Genomic DNA, 20,342 nt, shown 5'->3' with positions numbered 1-20,342 from the left:
GCCGCCGCTTCAGTTTCAATAGCAGGTGCTGTTTGACCCGCCAGCACGGGCCGGGCCATGCGAATCTGAACGGGCGCCGGGGATATGGGCCGCTGGGCCGCTAAAATCGGCCTCATCCTGCAACAGTCTCCAACGGCACCCCAGGGTGCCGTTTCCATTTGCCACGCCATGAGCGACACCATTCAACAGCCCGGGCTGAACAGCCTTTCGAAATCCTTTGAACCTGCTGCCATCGAGGCCCAGTGGGGCCCCGAATGGGAAAAGCGAGGCTACGGTGCCGCCGGCTTCCGCGGCACCGGCGCGGCCCAGGCGGACGCCCCCTCGTTCGCCATCCAGCTGCCGCCCCCCAACGTGACCGGCACGCTGCACATGGGTCACGCCTTCAACCAGACCATCATGGACAGCCTCACGCGTTACCACCGCATGAAAGGCTTCAACACGGTCTGGGTGCCTGGCACCGACCATGCCGGCATCGCCACCCAGATCGTGGTGGAGCGCCAGCTGCAAGAGCAAAAGCTCAGCCGCCATGACCTGGGCCGCAAGAACTTCGTCAGCAAGGTGTGGGAGTGGAAAGAGAAATCCGGCAACACCATCACCACCCAGATGCGCCGCATGGGCGACAGCGTCGACTGGAGCCGCGAGTACTTCACGATGGACGACAAGCTCTCCAGCGTGGTGACCGACACCTTTGTGCGCCTGTATGAGCAAGGCCTGATCTACCGCGGCAAGCGCCTGGTCAACTGGGATCCGGTACTGATGTCGGCCGTGTCCGACCTCGAAGTTGAAAGCGAAGAAGAAGACGGCAGCCTGTGGCACATCGCCTACCCGCTGGCCGATGGCTCGGGCAGCCTGACCGTGGCCACCACCCGCCCCGAAACCCTGCTGGGTGACGTGGCCGTGATGGTGCACCCCGAAGACGAACGCTACACCGCCCTGATCGGCAAGATGGTGAAGCTGCCGCTGACCGACCGCGAGATCCCGGTGATTGCCGACGACTACGTGGACCGTGAGTTCGGCACCGGCGTGGTCAAGGTGACCCCGGCGCACGACCAGAACGACTACGCCGTGGGCCAGCGCCACGGCCTGCCGATGATCTGCGTGCTGACGCTCGAAGCCAAGATCAACGAGAACGCCCCCGCCAAATACCAGGGCCTGGACCGCTTTGTGGCCCGCAAGGCCGTGGTGGCCGACCTGGAAGCCGCCGGCGCCCTGGTCGAGGTGAAAAAGCACAAGCTGATGGTGCCGCGCTGCACCCGCACCGGCCAGGTCATTGAACCGATGTTGACCGACCAATGGTTCGTGGCCATGAGCAAGGTCAGCGAGCAAGACCCCACGGGCAAATCGATCGCCCAGAAGGCCATCGACGCCGTGGCCAGCGGCGAGGTCAAGTTTGTGCCCGAGAACTGGGTCAACACCTACAACCAGTGGATGAACAACATCCAGGACTGGTGCATCAGCCGCCAACTGTGGTGGGGCCACCAGATTCCGGCCTGGTACGACGAAGACGGCAACGTGATCGTGGCCCGCAACGAAGCCGAAGCCCAGGCCAAGGCCCCGGGCAAGACGCTGCGCCGCGACGAAGACGTGCTGGACACCTGGTATTCCGCGGCTCTGGTGCCTTTCAGCACACTGGGCTGGCCCAACCAGGGCGATTCGGCCACCGACGACTTCAACCTGTACCTGCCCAGCACCGTGCTGGTGACGGGCTACGACATCATCTTCTTCTGGGTCGCCCGGATGATCATGATGACCACCCACTTCACGGGCCGGGTGCCCTTCAAGCATGTGTACATCCACGGCCTGGTGCGCGATGCACAGGGCAAGAAGATGAGCAAGTCGGAAGGCAATGTGCTCGATCCGGTGGACCTGATCGACGGCATCTCGCTGGAGCCCCTGCTGGAGAAGCGCACCACCGGCCTGCGCAAGCCCGAAACCGCCCCGCAGGTGCGCAAAAACACCCAGAAAGAGTTCCCCGAAGGCATTCCGGCCTACGGTGCCGATGCGCTGCGCTTCACCTTTGCGGCGCTGGCCTCGCTGGGGCGCAGCATCAACTTCGACAGCAAGCGCTGCGAGGGCTACCGCAACTTCTGCAACAAGCTCTGGAACGCCACCCGCTTTGTGCTGATGAACTGCGAAGGCCACGACTGCGGCCTGATGGAGCACACCAAGGCCGACTGCGCCGTGGGTGGCAAGGCCCATGGCTACATGAGCTTCAGCCAGCCCGACCGCTGGATCGCCTCGGTGCTGCAACAGGTCGAGGCCGATGTGGCCAAGGGGTTTGAGGAATACCGCCTCGACAACGTGGCCAACCGCCTGTACGACTTTGTCTGGAACGAATTTTGCGACTGGTACCTGGAAATCGCCAAAGTGCAGATCCAGACCGGTGATGTGGCACAACAACGGGGCACCCGTCGCACGCTGATCCGCACGCTGGAAGCCATCCTGCGTCTGGCGCACCCCATCATTCCTTTCATCACCGAAGAACTGTGGCAAATCGTGGCCCCTGTGGCCGGCCTCCAGGGCGAATCGATCAGCGTGACGCGCTACCCCGAGTCGCAGCCGTCCAAGATCGACCCCGACGCCATCGCACATGTCGAGCGCCTGAAGGCCCTGGTCGATGCCTGCCGCAACCTGCGTGGCGAGCTGGGCGTGTCGCCCGCCACCCGCCTGCCCTTGCTGGCCGTGGCCAGCCAGCCCGAGGAAGCCACCTTCCTGCAACAATCGGCCGCCATACTGCAGGCACTGGCCAAATTGAGCGAAGTGAAGCTGTTCGCCACCGAAGCCGAATGGGCCGAAGCCGCCCAGGCCGCCCCGGTGGCCGTGGTGGGTCAGGCCCGGGTGTGCCTGTTCGTGGAAATCGATGTGGCCGCCGAGAAGGCCCGCCTGGCCAAAGAGGCGGCCCGCCTCGAAGGCGAGATTGCGAAGGCGCAAGGCAAGTTGTCCAACGAAGCCTTTGTGGCCAAGGCCCCACCGGCGGTGATTGAACAAGAGAAAAAGCGGATGGCCGACTTCTCGACCAAGTTGGCCGGTATCGAAGATCAACTCAGGAGGATGAAATAAATGAATATCAAGCAGACTGTTCGCAAGGCGGTTTTTCCGGTCGCAGGGCTGGGCACGCGCTTCCTGCCGGCCACCAAGGCCAGCCCGAAGGAAATGCTGCCCGTGGTCGACAAGCCGCTGATCCAGTACGCCGTTGAAGAGGCCCATGCCGCGGGCATCGACCACATGATCTTCGTGACCGGCCGCAGCAAGCGTGCCATCGAAGACCACTTCGACACCGCCTACGAACTGGAAGCCGAACTCGAAGCCGCTCACAAGACCGAGATGCTGGCCCGACTGCGCGAGCTGCGCCCCGAGGGCATGACCTTCTCGTACGTGCGCCAGCCCCGCTCCATGGGCCTCGGACACGCTGTGCTGTGCGCCGCCCACCTGGTGGGCAACGAGCCGTTTGCCGTGCTGCTGGCCGACGACCTGATGTCCGCCTCTGCCGGTGGCGAGCCCGTGATGGCGCAGATGACACGCCAGTTTGCCAAGCTGGGCCGATCGATCCTGGCCGTGCAGGAAGTGCCGCTGGAACACGTGCGCCGCTACGGCATCGTGGTGGGCGAGCCGGTGGATGACCGCGTGCTCAAGGTCAGCCACATTGTTGAAAAGCCCATGCCCGAAGTTGCCCCTTCACGCATGGGCGTGGCGGGCCGCTACGTGCTGACCCCGGCCATCTTCGACATGCTGGCCAACCAGCCCCGCGGTGCCGGTGGTGAGATCCAGCTGACCGATGCCATCGCCCGCCTGATGACCACCGAGGCCGTTTACGCCTGGCAGTACGAAGGCAAGCGCTACGACTGCGGCAGCAAGGAAGGCTTTCTGGAAGCCACCGTGGAACTGGCCTTGCAACACCCCGAGGTGGGCGCCGGCTTCCGCGAATACCTCAAGGGCCTGACGCTCTGAGGCCCCCGGGGCCAGGCCTGGCCCCAAAGCGCTGCCCCCAGTCAACGTGACGCTTAAAAAAACAGCCACCCGGGCTCCAACCCGGGTGGCTGTTTTGTTTGGCGACGTGCCCGGCTCAGCGGCGGCGCAGCACGTGAATGAACTCGTCGCCCTGGGCCTTCTGCTCCACCAGCTCGTTGCCGGTCTGCTTGGCAAAGGCCTGGAAGTCGCGTGTCGAGCCCGGGTCGGTGGCCACCACCTTGAGCAATTGGCCGCTCAGCATGTCCGTCAGCGCCTTCTTGGCCTTCAGGATGGGCAACGGGCAGTTCAGGCCACGCGTGTCGATTTCTTTGTGGATGTCCATCTGGGTTCCTCAGTCTTGGGCAATTCTACGCAGGACCAGCCCGGTGGATGGCGATCATGGCCGATCAATCTTCGCGTCGTGGAAACTCGATGAAGCGCGGCTCGATGCCACGCGCCCGCAACCATTGGGCCAGGGCCAGCCCGGTGCCGGCCGGCCAACACATCACATCCTGCGGATCAAGCAACTTGTATTCGACCAACTCGGGCGACAGGCTGATCTCGCCCTCGGCCACCGCGTGGTAGGTGATGATGACCTGGTTCATGCGCTGAAAATCAGCCACCCCCACCAGGTCCAGCGACAACACATCCAGGTTGGTCTCTTCCTTGATCTCGCGCGCAATGCCCTCTTCGGGGGTTTCGCCGGCCTCCATGAAGCCCGTGATCAAGGCGAACATGCGCCCCGACCAGGCCGCATTGCGGGCCAGCAAGACCTGCCCCCGGTACTCGATGATGGCGGCCAGCACCGGCGTGGGGTTGTTCCAGTGCGTCCAGTCGCAGGCCATGCAACGCAGCCGGAGCTTGTCGCCCCCGTCTTCAGCCTGAGAGATCCATTCGAGCGACGTGGCGCATTGCGGACAAAAGCGGAATTCTGCAGCCATGAAACCCCTCCTCGGGCGATCGGCAAGCGGTGTTGAACGGCGTTGGCCTGCGCTGTCAGGCCGGAAACACGCCCGTGGACAGGTAGCGATCGCCCCGGTCGCACACGACAAACGCGATGGTGGCGTTTTCGCAGCCCCGTGCAATCTCTTGCGCGACCCAGCAGGCCCCGGCCGCAGAAATGCCGGCAAAAATACCTTCTTCACGCGCCAGGCGACGGCAGGTCTCTTCGGCATCGTCCTGCGACACGTAGACCAGTTGATCCACCAGGCTGGCGTCATAGATGCTGGGCAGGTAAGCCTCGGGCCACTTGCGGATGCCCGGGATGCGCGACCCCTCGCTGGGCTGGGCACCGATGATGCGCACCGCCGGGTTCTTTTCTTTCAGAAACCGGGCCACACCGGTGATGGTGCCGGTGGTGCCCATGGCGCTCACGAAGTGGGTGATGCGCCCGCCGGTCTGCTCCCACAATTCGGGGCCGGTGGTCTCGTAATGGATGCGCGGATTGTCGGCGTTGCCAAACTGATCCAGCACCCGGCCTTTGCCCTCGCGCTGCATCTGCTCGGCCAGATCACGGGCGTACTCCATGCCACCGCTCTTGGGCGTCAGCAACAACTCGGCACCAAAAGCCTTCATGGTCTGCGCACGCTCGATCGACAGGTCCTCAGGCATGATCAACACCATGCGGTAACCCCGGATGGCCGCCGCCATCGCCAGCGCAATCCCCGTGTTGCCCGAGGTGGCCTCGATCAAGGTATCGCCGGGCTTGATCTCGCCCCGCTCCTCGGCACGGCGGATCATCGACAGTGCCGGCCGGTCTTTCACCGAACCTGCCGGGTTGTTGCCCTCCAGCTTGGCCAACACCACATTGCCACGCCGCTGGTTGTCGGCCACACCGATGCGCTGCAGCGCAATCAACGGCGTTTTGCCGACTGCATCTTCAATGGTTGGGTAATTCATGCCCAACACTGTGCCATAATTTCGTTCTAGCGTTTTTTTGCCCGGGTGGTGAAATTGGTAGACGCAGGGGACTCAAAATCCCCCGCCGCAAGGCGTGCCGGTTCGATTCCGGCCCCGGGCACCACGAACAAGTCCGGAAGAGTCCAAACTCTTCCGGACTTTTTCATTTCTCCTCTGAAAACAGCTCTCGCGCTGTCCGTACTCTTCCAGACAAGTCCGCCCGCATCCGCGAGTTTTGGGGGCACATTTGGGGGCACAAATTCCCAAATTGGGGGCACATTTATATGCCCCCAGGGGGGGAGCCCGGGCTGTAGCCGTACTTGATCAGACAGGACGCGGGCAAGCCATAGAAGCCCGCTTTCGAGCCATTCCCCAGAGGAAAACCCAGGATTTGCCCAATCTGGCAAAAAAACTTTAACGGCTATAGGTCGATTGACTGGAAGCCGCCCGGCACATCCGATTCATGGATGTGCCCCCAGCTCAACACGGATGTGCCCCCACGCACACGGCTGGAAAGCACTACAGGCCGGTGCGCCACGACCCGCCTGGTAGCCTGCACCTGCATCCATATGGCCTATCCAAGCTGCCGCCATCGGAGCGCTCGAAACTGGTGAGGCCAGCCGATGGCCGCAAATCTCGGCGCGGCCTTGAGGCTTCACGACCCCATAAAACCCACCAAACCCACCAAGCAGGAGGTGCGGTCAACGACCTCTGAGCAGCCGACGGCCCTAAATCTCGACGCGGCCTTGAGGCTTCACGACCCCATAAAACCCACCAAACCCACCAAACAGGGGGGGCGGCCACGACCACTGACCAGCCAACGGCCCCAAATCTCGACGCGGCCTTGAGGCTCCGCCACCCCATAAAACCCACCAAACCCACCAAGCAGGGGGTGCGGTCAACGACCTCTGAGCAGCTGACGGCCCGAATTTCAGCGCTGCCTTGAGGCTCCGCGACCCCATAAAACCCACCAAACCCACCAAGCAGGGGGTGCGGTGAACGACCTCTGAGCAGCCGACGGCCCGAATTTCGGCGCGGCCTTGAGGCTCCGCGACCCCATAAAACCCACCAAACCCACCAAGCGCAGGCCCTCGGAATGTCGCCACCCACGTCCAACGATGCCAATCTGCGCAACCTTTGGTTGTGTACGGCCCGTACACAACCAGCACTCAGATTTCCATAGCCGTCCGTACATGACCATAGAGGCATGCACTCATCCACCGACATCCAGATTGCCAAAGACACCGCAGCAGCTCAGCCGCTGCGCCAATACCGCGACCGCCTGCTGCGCCTGGCGGACGTCAAACACATGACCGGCCTCGGCCGCAGCAGCATCTATGCAGCCATCCAAGCAGGCACCTTCCCCGCTGCCGTCAACCTGACCGCCCACGCCGTGGCCTGGCGCGAGTCGGAGATTGACGCCTGGATTGCCCAGCGCCCGGCCGCCGCCACGCCCATTCCGGTAGCACCGCCAGCCGCCATGCGTAAAGCGCCCCGAGGCCGTGCGCTGAAGGCCAGCGCAGCCCAACACGCCGCCGCTTGAGAAGGGAGACCCGCCCATGCTTTTCATCTGCCCTCACTGCCGAAGCAAAGCCACCGTGCGCACCAGCCGCCAGCTCACGCTCACGCTGCGCGAGCTGTTCCTGATCTGCACCAATGGCCAATGCGGGCACACATTCATGACCGGCGCCGAAGTGCTGCGCACCATCTCGCCTTCTGCCACCCCAGACCCCAGCGTGCGCCTGCCGCTTGGAAAGAACATCAACCGCAGCGCCATCGTGGAGCAGATGAACACCCTGCCCGAGGCCGCAGATACCCCAGAGCCCGAGCCCCTGCCACCGCAGCGCTCAAGCCTTCCAACACCCCCTGTCACGGCGTCCAGCGCATAGCGCTCAGGCCCTAGACCCCCACCCCGATTTCCCACTGAGCGGAGCCCGTTTTGAGGCCCTGCGGGACGAACTTTGCCCAAAACAACCCGAATTCACCCGAACGCCCTTCAACATGACCTCGAAGCCCTGTTTCTTGACCCTGGCCAGCACCCTGCATTCGCAGACCTGTGCCCCGAATTTGGCGCGCCGATTCGCCGTCAAACACCCACCATATCCAACCAAACCCACCACGGCGCGAGGCTTGGACAGCACCCGCTTTGAGCAGGCGCGGCAAATTTTGGTGCGTCGATTCGCTGCCAGCAACACACCAAATCCCACCAAACCCACCAACGCGAGCTATACTTTTCCCGTCACGTCAAAAAAAGGCGTGATCGGGTTTGGTCACCCGAGTAAGCTCTGCGACGAAAGCCGCAGCCACCGCACAGGGTCTGCGGCTTTTTCGCTCGCGCCTCCATTTTTTGGCGGCTCGACGGGAGGCCCGCAAGGGCCTGCCGGTTCTCGCAAGAGCTTCCCGGTTGACCAACCCGTCGAGCCGCCGCCATCGTTTGGTCACGAGGGCGACGGTTTTAGCAAACCGAAGCTCTTGGAGGCCATTCATGGCTAATTCCGCTCGTGCGTACACGCACGCCCCTACACCTGGCATCGACTCCGACGACCAGGCACACCACACCCCCAACGTCGCCGCCCTGCCCCATCGGCAGGCCCGCGCTGCCTCATCCTGGGCCCTCGAAGTCTCCGACGACGTGGCCAACCTGCACGACGTTTTGCAGGCCTATGTGGGCCTTGAGAAACTGCTGAGCCCAGCCAAGACCAGCGACTGCAAAGACGTGGCCCCGCAGCGCCACGAACTGGGCGCCCTGGTGCGCCTGGTCAACGAAGCCTTGGCCCAGCGCCTTGAAGCCACAGAGGCCACCGTCTCCAACCTGCGCGAATCCCTCGCAACCCAAGGGAGGGCAGCATGAAGGCCTATCTCATCCGCGTGGTGGACCAGGGCGGCAAGCTGCACCGCTACACCCAGTTGGCCAGCTCCAGCGCCTCGGCCGGCACCCTGGCCTTTGATCGCTTTGGACAGGTGCGAGCACTCAGTGTGCTCAGCGTCCAAAACCTGCGCAGCCAAGCTGCAAGGGGGCACGCATGACCGCCTACCCTGTGCGCCTTCCTGCCCTGCAACTGCAGGCCGAGCGCCGCCATGCCTACGAACAGAACCGCGAGCGCATCGCGCAGCTCTGGGCCGAGTCGCAACCCATCCGCACGGGCGATGCGGCCCACCGCTTCCTGCAGTGCCAGGGCCTGAACGCCCGAGCCGTGCCCGACACGCTTCGACTTCATCCGACCTTGGACTACTGGCACTTTGACGGTGCCGGCAAGCCCCTGGCTTGCGGTTCGCACCCGGCCTTGCTGGCAGCGCTGCAAGTGGAGTTCGCGCCCTTTCATATGACCCAGCTCCACACGGTGGCCTTGCTGCGCGTGTACCTCGATGCGCAAGGCAACCCGGCCCCTGTGCCCAGCTTCATGAAGCTCACGGGCGTGGATGGCCAGGTGCAAGGCGCCTCCATTCGCCTGTGCCCCCCGCAGCTCAAGGGCAAAGAGCTACGCCTGGGAGTGGCCGTTGGGTTGCGCGCTGCCCTGCAGGCAAGCCGCGCCACGCGCCTGCCGTTTTGGGCGGTGCTGAGCACCGAGGCCCTGGCCTCGTTCCGATGGCCCCGGGGACTCACGACCCTGCATGCCTTCGTTGACAACGTGGACGCCAGGCCGGTGACGGAGCTGCTGCGCAAGGCCTCGGCCTGTGGCGTGGAAGCAGTAGCCCACTCGATCGAAGCGCCGCCAGAGACGGCCGACGACAGCCCACACCACGACTCGCCCAGCGAGCCCGTGCAAGACACCCGCGCACCGCGCTAACAACTCAAGGATTCACCATGGCAAAGAACAAGGCCAGCGCCATCGAATCGGGCGCGGCAAGCACGAACACGTCTGTACCTTCCTCGGACGCCACAGAAACGACCACGGCGGCCGCCACCTCAGCCGCGACCAAGGCAGCCCCGAAGGCAACCCGCAAGGCCCCTGCGGCCAAGGCCACACCGAGCCCTGCAGCGCCTTCACCTGCCCCTCGCGTGAAGGCGGCCAAGCCCCTGACCACGCAAGGCCCCGCCCTGCAGTTCACGGTCTTCACCTCCACTGAGCCCGAGCGCCTCACCAAGGTGCTGAGCCTCAACCGGGACGGCACCCTCAACAAGCAATCGTCGGCCGGCATGATGCGCGGCCTGGCTCAACGCCTGCAGGCCCTGAACCTGGCCGAGCTGGCCCAGATCCTCGAAAGCCTCACGCCTGACCAGGCCGTGAGCTGGGGCATCTGCCAGCAAGAGCACGTGGCCATTGCGCCCGAGCGTGATGTGCAGGACGCGCAGGCTGGCCAGGCCGTGCTCACCGAGCCGGGGGCGCCTGCGGCCATCTCTCGCACCCGCCAGCACTTCGCCTACCCTCGCGGGCCGGGCGTGATGATGCTGGACCACGACGGCTGCCCGAATGGCGAGCTCAGCGCCGACGAGCTGCGGCAGCGCCTGATTGACGCCTGCCCGGCTCTCGCCACTGCGCCCATGCTCTGGCGCCCGAGCTGCTCGGCTGGGGTGCAGGCGCCAGACGGGCGCGTGCTCTCAGGTCTGAACCGGCACCGCTTGTACATCCCGGTGCGCGACGCCTCGCGCATCCCCGATGCCGGCAAGACCTTGTTTGCTCTTCTCTGGGCCGCTGGCCAGGGCTGGCACGAAGTGGGCCGAGCTGGCCAGGCCCTGGAGCGCAGCCTGGTGGATGCCACGGTGTGGCAGCCCGAACGCCTGGACTTCTGCGCACCGCCCGTGCTGCTCGATGGGTTGAGCCGGCCGACCGCTGCGCCGCAGATCCACGGAGACGGGAACGCCTTATTTGACCTGGCGTTGATCGAGACCGACAGCGAGACCTTGAAGCGGGTGCAGGCCTTGAAGAAGGCCAAGCGAGAGGCCATTGCGAGCCAGTGCGCTGCCCAGCGCGAGCGCTGGGCCTCGGCCAAGGCGCCGGCCCTGGCGCAGCGCCGCGGCATCCCCCTGGAGAAGGCCCGCGATGTGCTGATTCGGGCCAGCGAGAAGCGCGTGCTCATGGGGCATTTCATGCTCACGGCGGCGGACGGGCAATCGGTGTCGGTGGGCGAGATCCTGGATTTGCCCGACCGCTGGCACAACGCCCAGTTCGCCGACCCGCTGGACCCGGACCAAGACCGGCGCGTGGCCGTGGTGAACCTCAAGAGCGGGCAGCGGCCCTACCTGTACACGCACCGCCATGGTGGGGTGCGGTTTGAATTGATGCGACAGTCCGCCCGGGTACAAGTGGGCCGAGGCATGCGTGTGGCCACCACCGACGCGGTGCTGTCGGTCCTCAAGTCCCGGGGCGAGCTGTTCGACTATGGCGAAGGCGCCATTGCCTACGTGAGCGAGGGCAAGGCCCGCCCGGTGTCGCCCGACTGGCTGACCGACCACATGGGCCGGGTGTGTGACTTCTATTCGGTGCGTAGGAGGAAAGATTCAGCGGGCGATGACGTGACGGACGAAGGCGCCGAAGACGCGCCGCTGGGGGTGGCCCGGGCCATCCTGGCCAAGCACGGAGAGCGGGGGTTCAGAAAGCTGGTGGCCGTGGTCACAGCACCGACCCTGCGCGTGGACGGCTCGATTCTGGACCGGCCCGGCCATGACGAGGGCTCGGGGCTGCTGTACTACTGTGAGCACCCGAACCCGCCCAGGGTGCCGAGTTCACCGAGCCCCACGGACGCGCTCAACGCCTTGCGGTATCTCTGGCGGCCCTTTGCGCTGTTCCCGCTGGTGGATGATGTGAGCCGGGCCGTGGTGCTGCATGGCCTCTTGTCTGCAGCCCTGCGGGCCAGTCTGCCCACGACGCCAGGCATTGGCCTGGACGCCCCGGCAGCCGGCAGCGGCAAGACCTTGTTGGCGCGCTGCATTGGGGTGATGGCCATGGGCTCAGACCCTGCGGTGCTGCCCCCAGCCGACACCGACGAAGAGACGCGCAAGCGCTTGTTTGCGGTGCTGCGCGAAGGCCAGCGCGTGGTCTTGTGGGACAACGTGCGTGAGCCCCTGGGCTCGGCCTCGCTCGATGCGTTCTTGACCGCGCCCACCTTTGCAGACCGCATCCTGGGCAGCAGTGAGACGGTGACGCTGCCCAACCGGGCCTTGTTCATCGCCACGGGCAACAACCTGCGCATGACCTCGGACACCTGCAGGCGGGTGCTGACGGCCCGCATTGATGCCCAGAGCGAGAAGCCTTACACCCGAGACTTCTCATTCGATCCGGCGCAGATGATCTCGGCCGAGCGGCTGCAGTACGTGGTGGCAGCGCTCACCATCGTGCGGGCCTACATCACAGCAGGCCGGCCCAAGGCGGCCAAGGGGCGCACCGCGAGCTTTGAGCAGTGGGACGACCTGGTGCGGCAGCCGATTTGCTGGCTGGCGGGCCTGGTGGCGGCCGACGGCTCGGAGGATTTGCCAGCGCTTGAAGACCCGATGGAGGCTGCTGCCCGGGCGTTTGAGCAAGACCCGGAGACGACGAAGCTGGCGGCCTTGCTGGAGTCTTGGTACAGCGTGTTTGGCAGCATGCAAACGACGGTGGGCCTGGCCATCCGCAGGGCGGACACGGACGAGCGCCTGGGGGTGGCGATGGAGGACATCGCGGGCCAGGCAGGCAAGATCAACTCACGCATGCTGGGCCGCTGGATTGAGCGCATGACCGGGCGCATCGTCGGGGGCAAGCTGTTCTCGCGTGTCGGGCTGCGCAGCGGTGTGCTGCATTGGGCCGTCAACCTGGCCCGCCATCAGGGCGAGCCGCCCTCAGCACTGACTCAGCGGGTTGCAGAAGAGGCCCAGAAGCGGGCCAAGGCGCGCCAGGCTGCAAAGCAGGCAGAACCCGAGGCAGCGCAACAGGCTACAGGTCAGGCAGCACGCCAGGCCTCGGCCGGCCCCGCCCACGATATGGAGGTGTTCTGATGCTTTCATCTGCACTCAGCTCGGGCCCCGTGAGCCTCGATTTGGTGGGTTTGGTGGGATTGGTGGGTTCACGGCGCCTTACCGGCGCGCCGAAATTCGCGCCCCCTCGCGTGAACACCGCTGCACCTGCACCCCTGCACTTTGGTGGGTTTGGTGGGTTTCATGGGGTCGTGAAGCCTCAAGGCCGCGCCGAGATTTCTGCCGAAGGGCAGCCAATGGGCCGCATCGACCAACCCCGGATTGGTGGGTTTGGTGGGTTTTATGGGGTCGCGGAGCCTCAAGGACGCGCCGAGATTTCTGCCGACAAGCTGCCAATTGGCTGCACCGACCAAGCCCGAATTGGTGGGTTTGGTGGGTTTCATGGGGTCGTGGAGCCTCACGGGCGCGTCGAGATTTCGATGGCCGCGCCGCAGATCGCGGGCGACACCTCAACAACGAAGGACGCTGAAGCCCTGTTGCGCTACCTGCGCGAGCTGGGGATTTCGGTGGAGCTGGAAGCCTCGGGCGCCCTGCGGGTAACGCCTGCCAGCCTGCTGACCCAGGAGCTGCGCGACGCCATCAAGGCCCAGCGTGACGCCCTGGCTGAGCTGCTCGATGCGGCTGGCCTGCGAGACGACCGCAGGCGCTGCAGTGAGTGCCGGCACTTCCGCCCCTATGGCGGTTGCGCTGAGGCCGCCAGGGGCAACATGCCCGGCGTGAGCCCTCGCATGGTCCCCATGAAGGATGTGCTGCAGCGCTGCGACTGGTTCAAGGCACATCGTGACTTCGGGGGGGACTACTGATGGCTCGCCTCACCCCTGCCGAGCGGCAGCGCCGCTACCGCGACAAGCGCCGCGCTCAGTTCAAGGCCGCACTTGCTACTGTGGAGTATTACGAAGTGCGCGAGGCGCTTTCACGCCAGGCGCCGGCCTCAGCCCCTGCTGCGGCATCAGTGGCCAACACGGCCCAGCAGCGCGAAGACGACAGCCTGCGCACTCGGCTGCAGACCGCTCAACGCCAGCTCACCGAGCAGGCCCGCAAGCACACCGCTGAACGCGCTACAGAGCGCGCCCAACTGGAGGCCTTGGAGCAGCGCATGAAGGCCCTTCGCCAGGCCTTGCGCGCTGTCCTGGGGCGGCTCTCGCTGGTTCAGCGACAGATGACCCGTGCCCACCTGCAGGAGACCGGCTTTATCGAGTGGCTCGATGCCGATTGAGGCCGTGATGGTCCTGGGTGGGCTGGGCCTTGGCCTGGTTCACCTGGGGTGCTGGATCGCCCTCAACGTCTTCTTTTCTTCAACAGTTTTTCAACCCATTTTTCTCACTGGATCTACCCATGTTTGCCAACGAATCTCAAGCCCGAATGGCCCTCACCGCTGCTAGCCAAAAGCTCGAAGAAGCCACCCGCGAATACGCCGCAGCTCGCAAGAAGCTCAACGACATCACGGGCGAATTTGCAGCCCAAGACACGAAGGTCTCGCTGCAGTACACCGCCGCCGACGGCAAGGCCAAAACGGCCCATTTCCATCTCACGGACTGCTAATCAGCTCGGCTGTTTCTTCTCTCTCACTCTCTCACTCTCTCTCACGTTCTCAATTTCTGGATACACCATGACCTCGATTCACGACAAATTCGCCAAGGCCAAAGACACCTACAAGGAAGCCCTCATTCGCCTGGCCATGGCCCGCCAAGCCTACGAGGCCGGCTCGGGCAAGGCCTATGCCGAGCTGCTGCAGCGCTGTGAAGAACTGCGCTCGAAGATCACCGCCCATGAGCAGGCTGCGGCCGATTCACACGACCTCTTCCGCCGTGCCTTTGCTGCTGCGAACTACACCCAGACCAAGGAGGTGAAAAACGCCCTGTTCAACAAGAACGACGCGGCCACCATGGCCGAAGAATTGCGCCTGGCCCTGGCCGAGTGCGAGGCCAACACCTTTGAGCCCCAAGTGCAGGCCTCCACCGATGCCCAAAGCTATCTGCTCGCACATCGTGCGGCCTTCGAGGCCTATGCCCACCTTCAGGTCTATCAAGCCTTGGCAGAGATGGGCGAGCCGCTGGCCCGAGCGCTGGCCCTGGTGCGCCATTGCGAGCTGCCCCGGTTGTTGACCATCACCGACGATCCGGAGGCCCGGCGTGAGGCGTTTGTGTGGGACTGCATCAAGGACATGGCATCCGCCCACCCGGTGGCCGATGAGCTGCCGGCAATCGAGGCGTTGGGGGCGCTGGAGCTGGGGCCGTTTGCGAACCGCAAGTTCATGAGCCCGATGGAGATTCACAAGGCGCGGAACGCCCAGCAGGAGGCCGCTGAGGCCTGAGACTGGGGCTGCGCCTGACCAGGCGCATGACAAAGCAAAGGGGCGTGTCCTGTGGCGGGCACGCCCCTTTTTCGTGGTCCCAATTGCGCGGACGAATGAGCAAGATCTGCCAAGAGCGACTGCTGTCGATATGCCAAATCACTGGCTCCGACGACGCCCAGACCTCTTTAGTCTGACTACGTTGACGCGGGAATAGGGGTCGTTAGGTCAACATCGCCGGGGCGGCTCCGCATCGCGAAGAACTGCATTCGCGCAGCGTCATCAGTGAGCATGAAATTTGCGATGTGGTGATCGCTGGCTCCCACAACATCCGAGTGCGTCACCATCTTTAGCTCAGACGTGTCAATCTCCACCGCGAGACTGGAGAAGTCGTACTGATAGCACTCCTGGAGCACCTTCAGGTCGCGCGAGGGGAACTTCTTCTTGTAGACAGTGTTGTATTTCGGCTGGAAGTACCGGATGAGAGCTGCTTCGACCAATGAGATCTGGAGCTTCTTGCTGAAGTCTGCATCCAGCGCCTTGAAGAAACGCTTCTCGTCACGCTCGTCGCCGATCAAGCTTTTGTCCATTCCATTCATCATGCTAATGATCCGTGGCGGCAGGTATTCGAAGGTCAGCACTAGGATTTCGCTCGAAGGCGATTCATAGGCGGTGGTAGCAAGAATTTTCTGTAATGTGTCGTGCTTTCGAAGGCGATCAAACGCAGAGCTGTGCCCGCCTGCGTATGACTGGCCAACATACAACACTTTGAGCTTGCGAAATGCGTGTTCATAAGACAACTGAGTCTGGCCAACGCTGACCGCATTCGCCGCCATCCAGCGGACGACGCAGCCTTCCGAGTCATACGTCCTAATTTCGTTGTGGGGGTACGGCGACAAATCAAGTCGAATCGCGCCGTCTCTTAGCGGGAATGGGCGGGAAAATTGATGCCGTTGTTCGCCGTCATCATCGCGGTAGACAAGCGAGCCTGAGATTACACCGTCGACATACGAGAAGTCTGAAGGATCAAAGTGAACGGCCGGCCTACTAACGACCATGTAGATGTGGCAGTTCTTCGAGACCTCAAGCTCATTCAGAGGCATCTCTCCGCCTGACATGAGCTGACTGGCCGAGGTCATCAAGTACCGCGCACTAATAAGATTGACGGCGAATTCCGTCATGAACTTCTCTGTCGATTTTTTAGGTCTCTTCACCCTGCTCTCCCTTTGCAAATAGAGCATTGTAGGAACTAGGCCTCACTTTGCACATACGAGAAGCTTCGAATTTAATTGCCAATTTCCACCGTACTTTGGATTCCCAAACGCGAGCATCGTGAGCGGATCACCGTTGAGGCAGATAGCAGCTCAGGCATAAGCCAGAGCCTACTCTTCCCACGTCCAGGCTTGCCCGTCGGAACCATTCAAGGCAGGAACCGATACGGGGCCCTGACGGCGATTCGGCCGACTATCTTCTGAGCCTGTGACGTCACAAGACCCAATACGTATGCGCAGCCCTCTTGTGAATTTTCGTCAAATTCCGTGATTTCATAAGTCTTAAAAATTGGCTGCCAGCCCGCACCGCGTCTAGCAGACACTAGGGCAGACAACGCCGTCAAAAGGTGCCTAGAAAGCCTGGGGGCGGGGCGGGGTCTCGACAGCGCGCCGGGGGGGGCGCAAATCGACGAAGTGACATCGCATTGGGCGAAAAACTCAAAAATCCCGTACCCCGATCAAAGCTAGCCGGGCTCTGACGAGATAGCTTATTCCACCCCATAATTGTCAATGTTGTTTTCAAAAATACGAAACCCCAACATCACCACATATATAAACCTCCTAGAGTCCGCCAACACAGCAATGAAAATAAAAAACACATCCTCATCAAGTACGAAATGAGCTCACCTCATCCCGATCGTAGCGAATGAAGACCCCATCCCAATGTTTTGAATAGAAATTGCACACATCAAAAACAAAATCCGGATTACTCTCAATGAACTCATTAAATCCAGAAGTAAGTGTGATCGGATCAATAGACTCCCAACCCATTTCAGTAAGCTCGAAATAACTTACGCCTTCATCCTGAAGATCTAACACCTTAAATGTCTTGTACGCCATCCCCAAATACTGAGATATTTGAACATCCCTGGATTCGTAACCGCCCCACCCGAGATTCATCAAGAAGCGGTATCCATCCCCTTCATAGTATTCATCTAAAAGACCAGTGAATGATGGCAAATTGCCGGTCGGCCGCATTGACCCAAAAATCATACAAAAAGGAATCCCTCCCCTTTCAAGAACAAGTCTATAGTTAGGGACATACAACCCACCATTCTCAGATGAGCTTGACAAGTTCAGTGCCAAGCAGAGATTGGCTGGGTTGAAAATATGAAGCTCCGCAACCACATCCGGATCGGTCGGCAAAAAATCATCCAAAACTCGAACAATCTGATTTCGCCAAATCAAATTATCACGCAGGCATCTTTGCGTACCCACCCGCACTTCAGCCACCTCCAATTTATTCAATGGGGAAAATCGCTTTTGATACTTTTGAAAACTATTCCCATCAGCACCCCTAAGATCTTGAATAATAGACTCATCCGAAAGAAGAGTGTTTGCCTTTAACGTACCGTAGCGCCTCACCGCATTAATTTCCCATCCTTCATCTTCGAGGAGTCGGACTCCAAATTTCGACGGATAACCAATCTCGTAGCGGTCTCGCTTTACATGTGGCTCGACCTCATATATCTTTTCATGCAGTGCGCAAAGCAGTTCATCACCTTGCATATCTGACACATACTCCTCAAACTCCTCCAAATCCTCGTCCGAAGCACCTTTTCGAATTGCATCCCAGCAAATATCCTTAGATAGCTGCAAAGGCGCAAAATAGACTATGAATCTATGTTCCGGCATCTTTGCAACTATTTCTTCCGACTTATTTGCCGCATCGGATTCACCAAAATCCCTTTTCAGACGCTCTAATTGCGCACGCGTAGCCGCCATTAATTTTTCATGATGATCAATTGGAGGCTCCATCACCACCAACACAAAGTTATCTATATTTTTGCAAGCACAACTTTCCTCATAGCTAATAATTCCCTCCCTGAGATAAGACTCATTTACGTAGAAATTCAATTCATGCCATGGCGCAAACAATCGATCCTCCGAAAGCACAAGAGGCACGACTGGTGAAGCGCAAGTTGGGATATTTTTTGAGTCGACTTCCAAAGCGAACCCTTTTACATCACATTTAGCACGCTTCACAAATGAGGAAAACGGAACCAGCAACTCTGACCACACTGTTGAGACGATGAATATACGCACCTCCGCATCTCGAGCGCTGAGGCAAATCTTCACAGCCTCAAGGTATTTCAGTACCTCGTGAAGGGCTTCACGACTCGCAGCGCCGCTCCGCTTAAGCTCAATAAGCACATACTTACCACCTCGATCCTGAGCAAACAAATCAATAAAACCTCTTGTCCCTTGCGGATTAGGTAAATATTGTTCAATTTCAATTAGCTTTAACCCAGGCTCAAGAAGATCAAGCCTTGTACTCAAGGCATCTCGAATTTCGGCTTCTTTGCGCTCCATCTTCACCCCTATACAAGATCATTAATAACAGAAAAATAAAAAACCAACTTCAGCAAAACAAAAGAATATTTAGTAAATCCACAAGTCAAAAAACTAGCCCTTCTCTTTGGCATCACACTTTAAATAGTCTGCCCACCACTGCATCAATTTAATCCGATCTGCCATGTAGGTTGTACGGTGGTACGCAGCCCTAATTTCATTTTGTTCTTTGTGCGCCAGTTGCCGCTCGATCACATCGGGGTTCCAGCCATGCTCATTTGCCACGGTTGAAAACAGCGCCCGGAACCCGTGGGCAGTGGCAATGCTTTTGTACCCCATACGGGCAAGTGCCGAATTGAAGGTGTTCTCGCTCAGGGGCTTGCTGGGATACACCGGGCTCGGAAACACCAGCTCACGCCCCCCGCTGAGGGGCTGCATCGCCTCCAGAACCTCCAAGGCCTGCTTGGACAAGGGCACCCGGTGCTCATGGCGCATCTTCATGCGTTCGGCCGGAATAACCCACATGGCCCCGGCCATGTCAAATTCAGCCCACCGAGCACCGCGCACCTCACCAGGTCGGCATGCAGTGAGCATCAGCATGCGCAGCCCGAGAACGATGTGTGGTGCCCCGTCATAGGCCGCCAAGCGCCGCAGAAACTCAGGCAGCTCCTTTTCGGCCAATGCCGCGCGATGCTGCACCGCCCTAGGCTTGAGGATCTCGGCCGGAACCAGGTCAAGCATAGGATTCACGTCAATGCGTTCATGGGTGACGGCCCAGCGATAGATAGCCTTCACACGCTGAAGCACCCGGCCGGCCTGGTCGCCAGCACCTCGGGCCTCGATCCTCTTGATTGCGGCCATGACCTCACCGGCCTTGAGAGACGCCATAGGACGTGAACCCAGCGAGGGAAAGATGTCGGCCTCCAGAGATGCCCGAATGCGGCCCATCGTGATGGGCTCCCATCGGGCGGCCTGGTGCTCAAGCCAATCCCTGGCCACGGTTTCCAACGTGTTGCCAGCCTCGTAGACGACCTTGGCCTTTTCTTCCTTGCGCACCTCGCCCGGATCGAGGTTGTCCTGCAGGATCTTGCGGGCCTCGTTGGCCAGTTCGCGTGCTGCCTTGAGGCCAACAGCGGGATAGACGCCAAACGCCAGCCGTTTTTCCTTGCCATTGAAGCGGTACTTCATACGCCAGTACCGGCCGCCGGCCTTGGTCAGCTCCAGATAGAGCCCCCCGCCATCGAAGTATTTGCCAGGTTCGGAGAGGTTGCGCAGCTTCGTATCGTTCAGTTTCAAGGGGGCACCTTCAAGGGCTGGGGGCACATTTGGGGGCACATTTTGCCAGCCAAGAACGAGAACCCAGTATTCATGCGGGTTTCAAGCCAAAGTGTGAGAGTGGCCCCGGCACCACAGATAAAGCCGGAACGGTTCACCACCGTCCGGCTTTTTTCTTTTCTGCCCTGAATACAGCACTCAAACTGCCCGAGCCCTTCGGGCACAGCCCCACGCCGAGCAAGATCTGGGGGAACCCATTGGCCCCAACCAGCCCTTGCCGCCAGTGGCCGAAGTTCGGCCTCAAATCGAGGCGCTGGGGCCCCGAGAGTTGAGGTTGTTTACAAACCGCAAGCTCACGAGCCCCACTGAAATCCACCCGACGCAACACGCCCTGCACAAGGCCCCCCGCGTCAGAATAGTTGTCGCATCCTTAAAACAGAAGAAACTAGGGGGTGTGGACGATGAGAGAACGACG

The 20,342-nt window shown here is 61.3% G+C and carries 19 protein-coding genes and 1 tRNA gene; 14 read left to right on the top strand and 6 right to left on the bottom strand.

Annotated elements, in window-relative coordinates; translation table 11 throughout:
- The first annotated feature begins 168 nt into the window (after nt 1-168).
- Complete coding sequence (locus AC07PT_RS28915) at nt 169-3,060, top strand: valine--tRNA ligase (RefSeq protein WP_494658972.1); 2,892 nt, start codon at nt 169-171, stop codon at nt 3,058-3,060.
- Nucleotides 3,061-3,948 carry a UTP--glucose-1-phosphate uridylyltransferase GalU gene (gene galU, locus AC07PT_RS28910; RefSeq protein ID WP_019578211.1) on the top strand — a complete coding sequence of 296 codons (888 nt, stop codon included), beginning with the start codon at nt 3,061-3,063 and terminating at the stop codon, nt 3,946-3,948.
- Between the two features lie 115 nt (nt 3,949-4,063).
- Here galU and AC07PT_RS28905 read toward each other — a convergent pair whose 3' ends face one another.
- From AC07PT_RS28905 to cysM, 3 genes are all read right to left on the bottom strand, one after another.
- Complete coding sequence (locus AC07PT_RS28905) at nt 4,064-4,291, bottom strand: sulfurtransferase TusA family protein (protein ID WP_492348007.1); 228 nt, start codon at nt 4,289-4,291, stop codon at nt 4,064-4,066.
- Between the two features lie 64 nt (nt 4,292-4,355).
- Nucleotides 4,356-4,889, bottom strand: a complete 534-nt coding sequence (locus AC07PT_RS28900) for an NUDIX domain-containing protein (RefSeq protein WP_492348006.1) — start codon at nt 4,887-4,889, stop codon at nt 4,356-4,358.
- A gap of 55 nt (nt 4,890-4,944) precedes the next feature.
- Nucleotides 4,945-5,847, bottom strand: coding sequence for a cysteine synthase CysM (gene cysM / locus AC07PT_RS28895; RefSeq protein ID WP_492348005.1), 903 nt, complete (start codon nt 5,845-5,847; stop codon nt 4,945-4,947).
- A 39-nt stretch (nt 5,848-5,886) separates the two neighbouring features.
- Here cysM and AC07PT_RS28890 point away from each other — a divergent pair.
- The 12 genes from AC07PT_RS28890 to AC07PT_RS28835 all read left to right on the top strand — a co-directional run bounded on the left by AC07PT_RS28890 (nt 5,887) and on the right by AC07PT_RS28835 (nt 15,050).
- Nucleotides 5,887-5,971, top strand: a tRNA-Leu gene (locus tag AC07PT_RS28890).
- A gap of 1,083 nt (nt 5,972-7,054) precedes the next feature.
- The gene (locus tag AC07PT_RS28885) at nt 7,055-7,390 is read left to right on the top strand and encodes a helix-turn-helix transcriptional regulator (RefSeq protein ID WP_494658971.1); all 336 of its coding nucleotides are present in this window, start codon (nt 7,055-7,057) and stop codon (nt 7,388-7,390) included.
- Nucleotides 7,391-7,406: 16 nt separating this feature from the next.
- Entirely contained in the window at nt 7,407-7,736 is a 330-nt protein-coding gene (locus tag AC07PT_RS28880; RefSeq protein ID WP_494658970.1) for an Ogr/Delta-like zinc finger protein, read from the top strand.
- A 241-nt stretch (nt 7,737-7,977) separates the two neighbouring features.
- Entirely contained in the window at nt 7,978-8,340 is a 363-nt protein-coding gene (locus AC07PT_RS28875) for a hypothetical protein (protein WP_494658969.1), read from the top strand.
- Nucleotides 8,333-8,698, top strand: coding sequence for a hypothetical protein (locus AC07PT_RS28870; protein WP_494658968.1), 366 nt, complete (start codon nt 8,333-8,335; stop codon nt 8,696-8,698). Before AC07PT_RS28875 ends, AC07PT_RS28870 begins: the two co-directional genes overlap by 8 nt.
- On the top strand, nt 8,695-8,874 hold the full coding sequence (locus tag AC07PT_RS28865; RefSeq protein ID WP_494658967.1) for a hypothetical protein: 180 nt from the start codon (nt 8,695-8,697) through the stop codon (nt 8,872-8,874). The genes AC07PT_RS28870 and AC07PT_RS28865 overlap by 4 nt, the downstream gene beginning before the upstream one ends.
- On the top strand, nt 8,871-9,635 hold the full coding sequence (locus AC07PT_RS28860; protein WP_494658966.1) for a DUF7146 domain-containing protein: 765 nt from the start codon (nt 8,871-8,873) through the stop codon (nt 9,633-9,635). Before AC07PT_RS28865 ends, AC07PT_RS28860 begins: the two co-directional genes overlap by 4 nt.
- Before the next feature lie 17 nt (nt 9,636-9,652).
- On the top strand, nt 9,653-12,757 hold the full coding sequence (locus AC07PT_RS28855) for a P-loop NTPase family protein (protein ID WP_494658965.1): 3,105 nt from the start codon (nt 9,653-9,655) through the stop codon (nt 12,755-12,757).
- A gap of 398 nt (nt 12,758-13,155) precedes the next feature.
- Nucleotides 13,156-13,539, top strand: a complete 384-nt coding sequence (locus AC07PT_RS28850) for a hypothetical protein (RefSeq protein ID WP_494658964.1) — start codon at nt 13,156-13,158, stop codon at nt 13,537-13,539.
- Nucleotides 13,539-13,952, top strand: coding sequence for a hypothetical protein (locus AC07PT_RS28845; RefSeq protein ID WP_494658963.1), 414 nt, complete (start codon nt 13,539-13,541; stop codon nt 13,950-13,952). Before AC07PT_RS28850 ends, AC07PT_RS28845 begins: the two co-directional genes overlap by 1 nt.
- 119 nt (nt 13,953-14,071) lie before the next feature.
- Nucleotides 14,072-14,278, top strand: a complete 207-nt coding sequence (locus AC07PT_RS28840; RefSeq protein ID WP_494658962.1) for a hypothetical protein — start codon at nt 14,072-14,074, stop codon at nt 14,276-14,278.
- Nucleotides 14,279-14,345: 67 nt separating this feature from the next.
- The gene (locus AC07PT_RS28835; protein WP_494658961.1) at nt 14,346-15,050 is read left to right on the top strand and encodes a hypothetical protein; all 705 of its coding nucleotides are present in this window, start codon (nt 14,346-14,348) and stop codon (nt 15,048-15,050) included.
- Between the two features lie 176 nt (nt 15,051-15,226).
- On the opposite strand, the gene AC07PT_RS28830 is transcribed toward AC07PT_RS28835, so the two are convergent.
- The 3 genes from AC07PT_RS28830 to AC07PT_RS28820 form a co-directional block, all read right to left on the bottom strand.
- Nucleotides 15,227-16,210: a hypothetical protein gene (locus AC07PT_RS28830; RefSeq protein WP_494658960.1), complete on the bottom strand. Its 984-nt coding sequence runs from the start codon at nt 16,208-16,210 to the stop codon at nt 15,227-15,229.
- A 696-nt stretch (nt 16,211-16,906) separates the two neighbouring features.
- The gene (locus AC07PT_RS28825) at nt 16,907-18,613 is read right to left on the bottom strand and encodes an endonuclease NucS domain-containing protein (protein WP_494658959.1); all 1,707 of its coding nucleotides are present in this window, start codon (nt 18,611-18,613) and stop codon (nt 16,907-16,909) included.
- 93 nt (nt 18,614-18,706) lie between these two features.
- Nucleotides 18,707-19,888: a tyrosine-type recombinase/integrase gene (locus tag AC07PT_RS28820; protein WP_494658958.1), complete on the bottom strand. Its 1,182-nt coding sequence runs from the start codon at nt 19,886-19,888 to the stop codon at nt 18,707-18,709.
- Between the last annotated feature and the right edge of the window lie 454 nt (nt 19,889-20,342).

Source organism: Curvibacter sp. GW821-FHT09D12 (assembly GCF_059416245.1).
The sequence above is the reverse complement of the archived record's forward strand: the minus strand, read 5'-3'. Positions and strand labels throughout refer to the sequence as shown.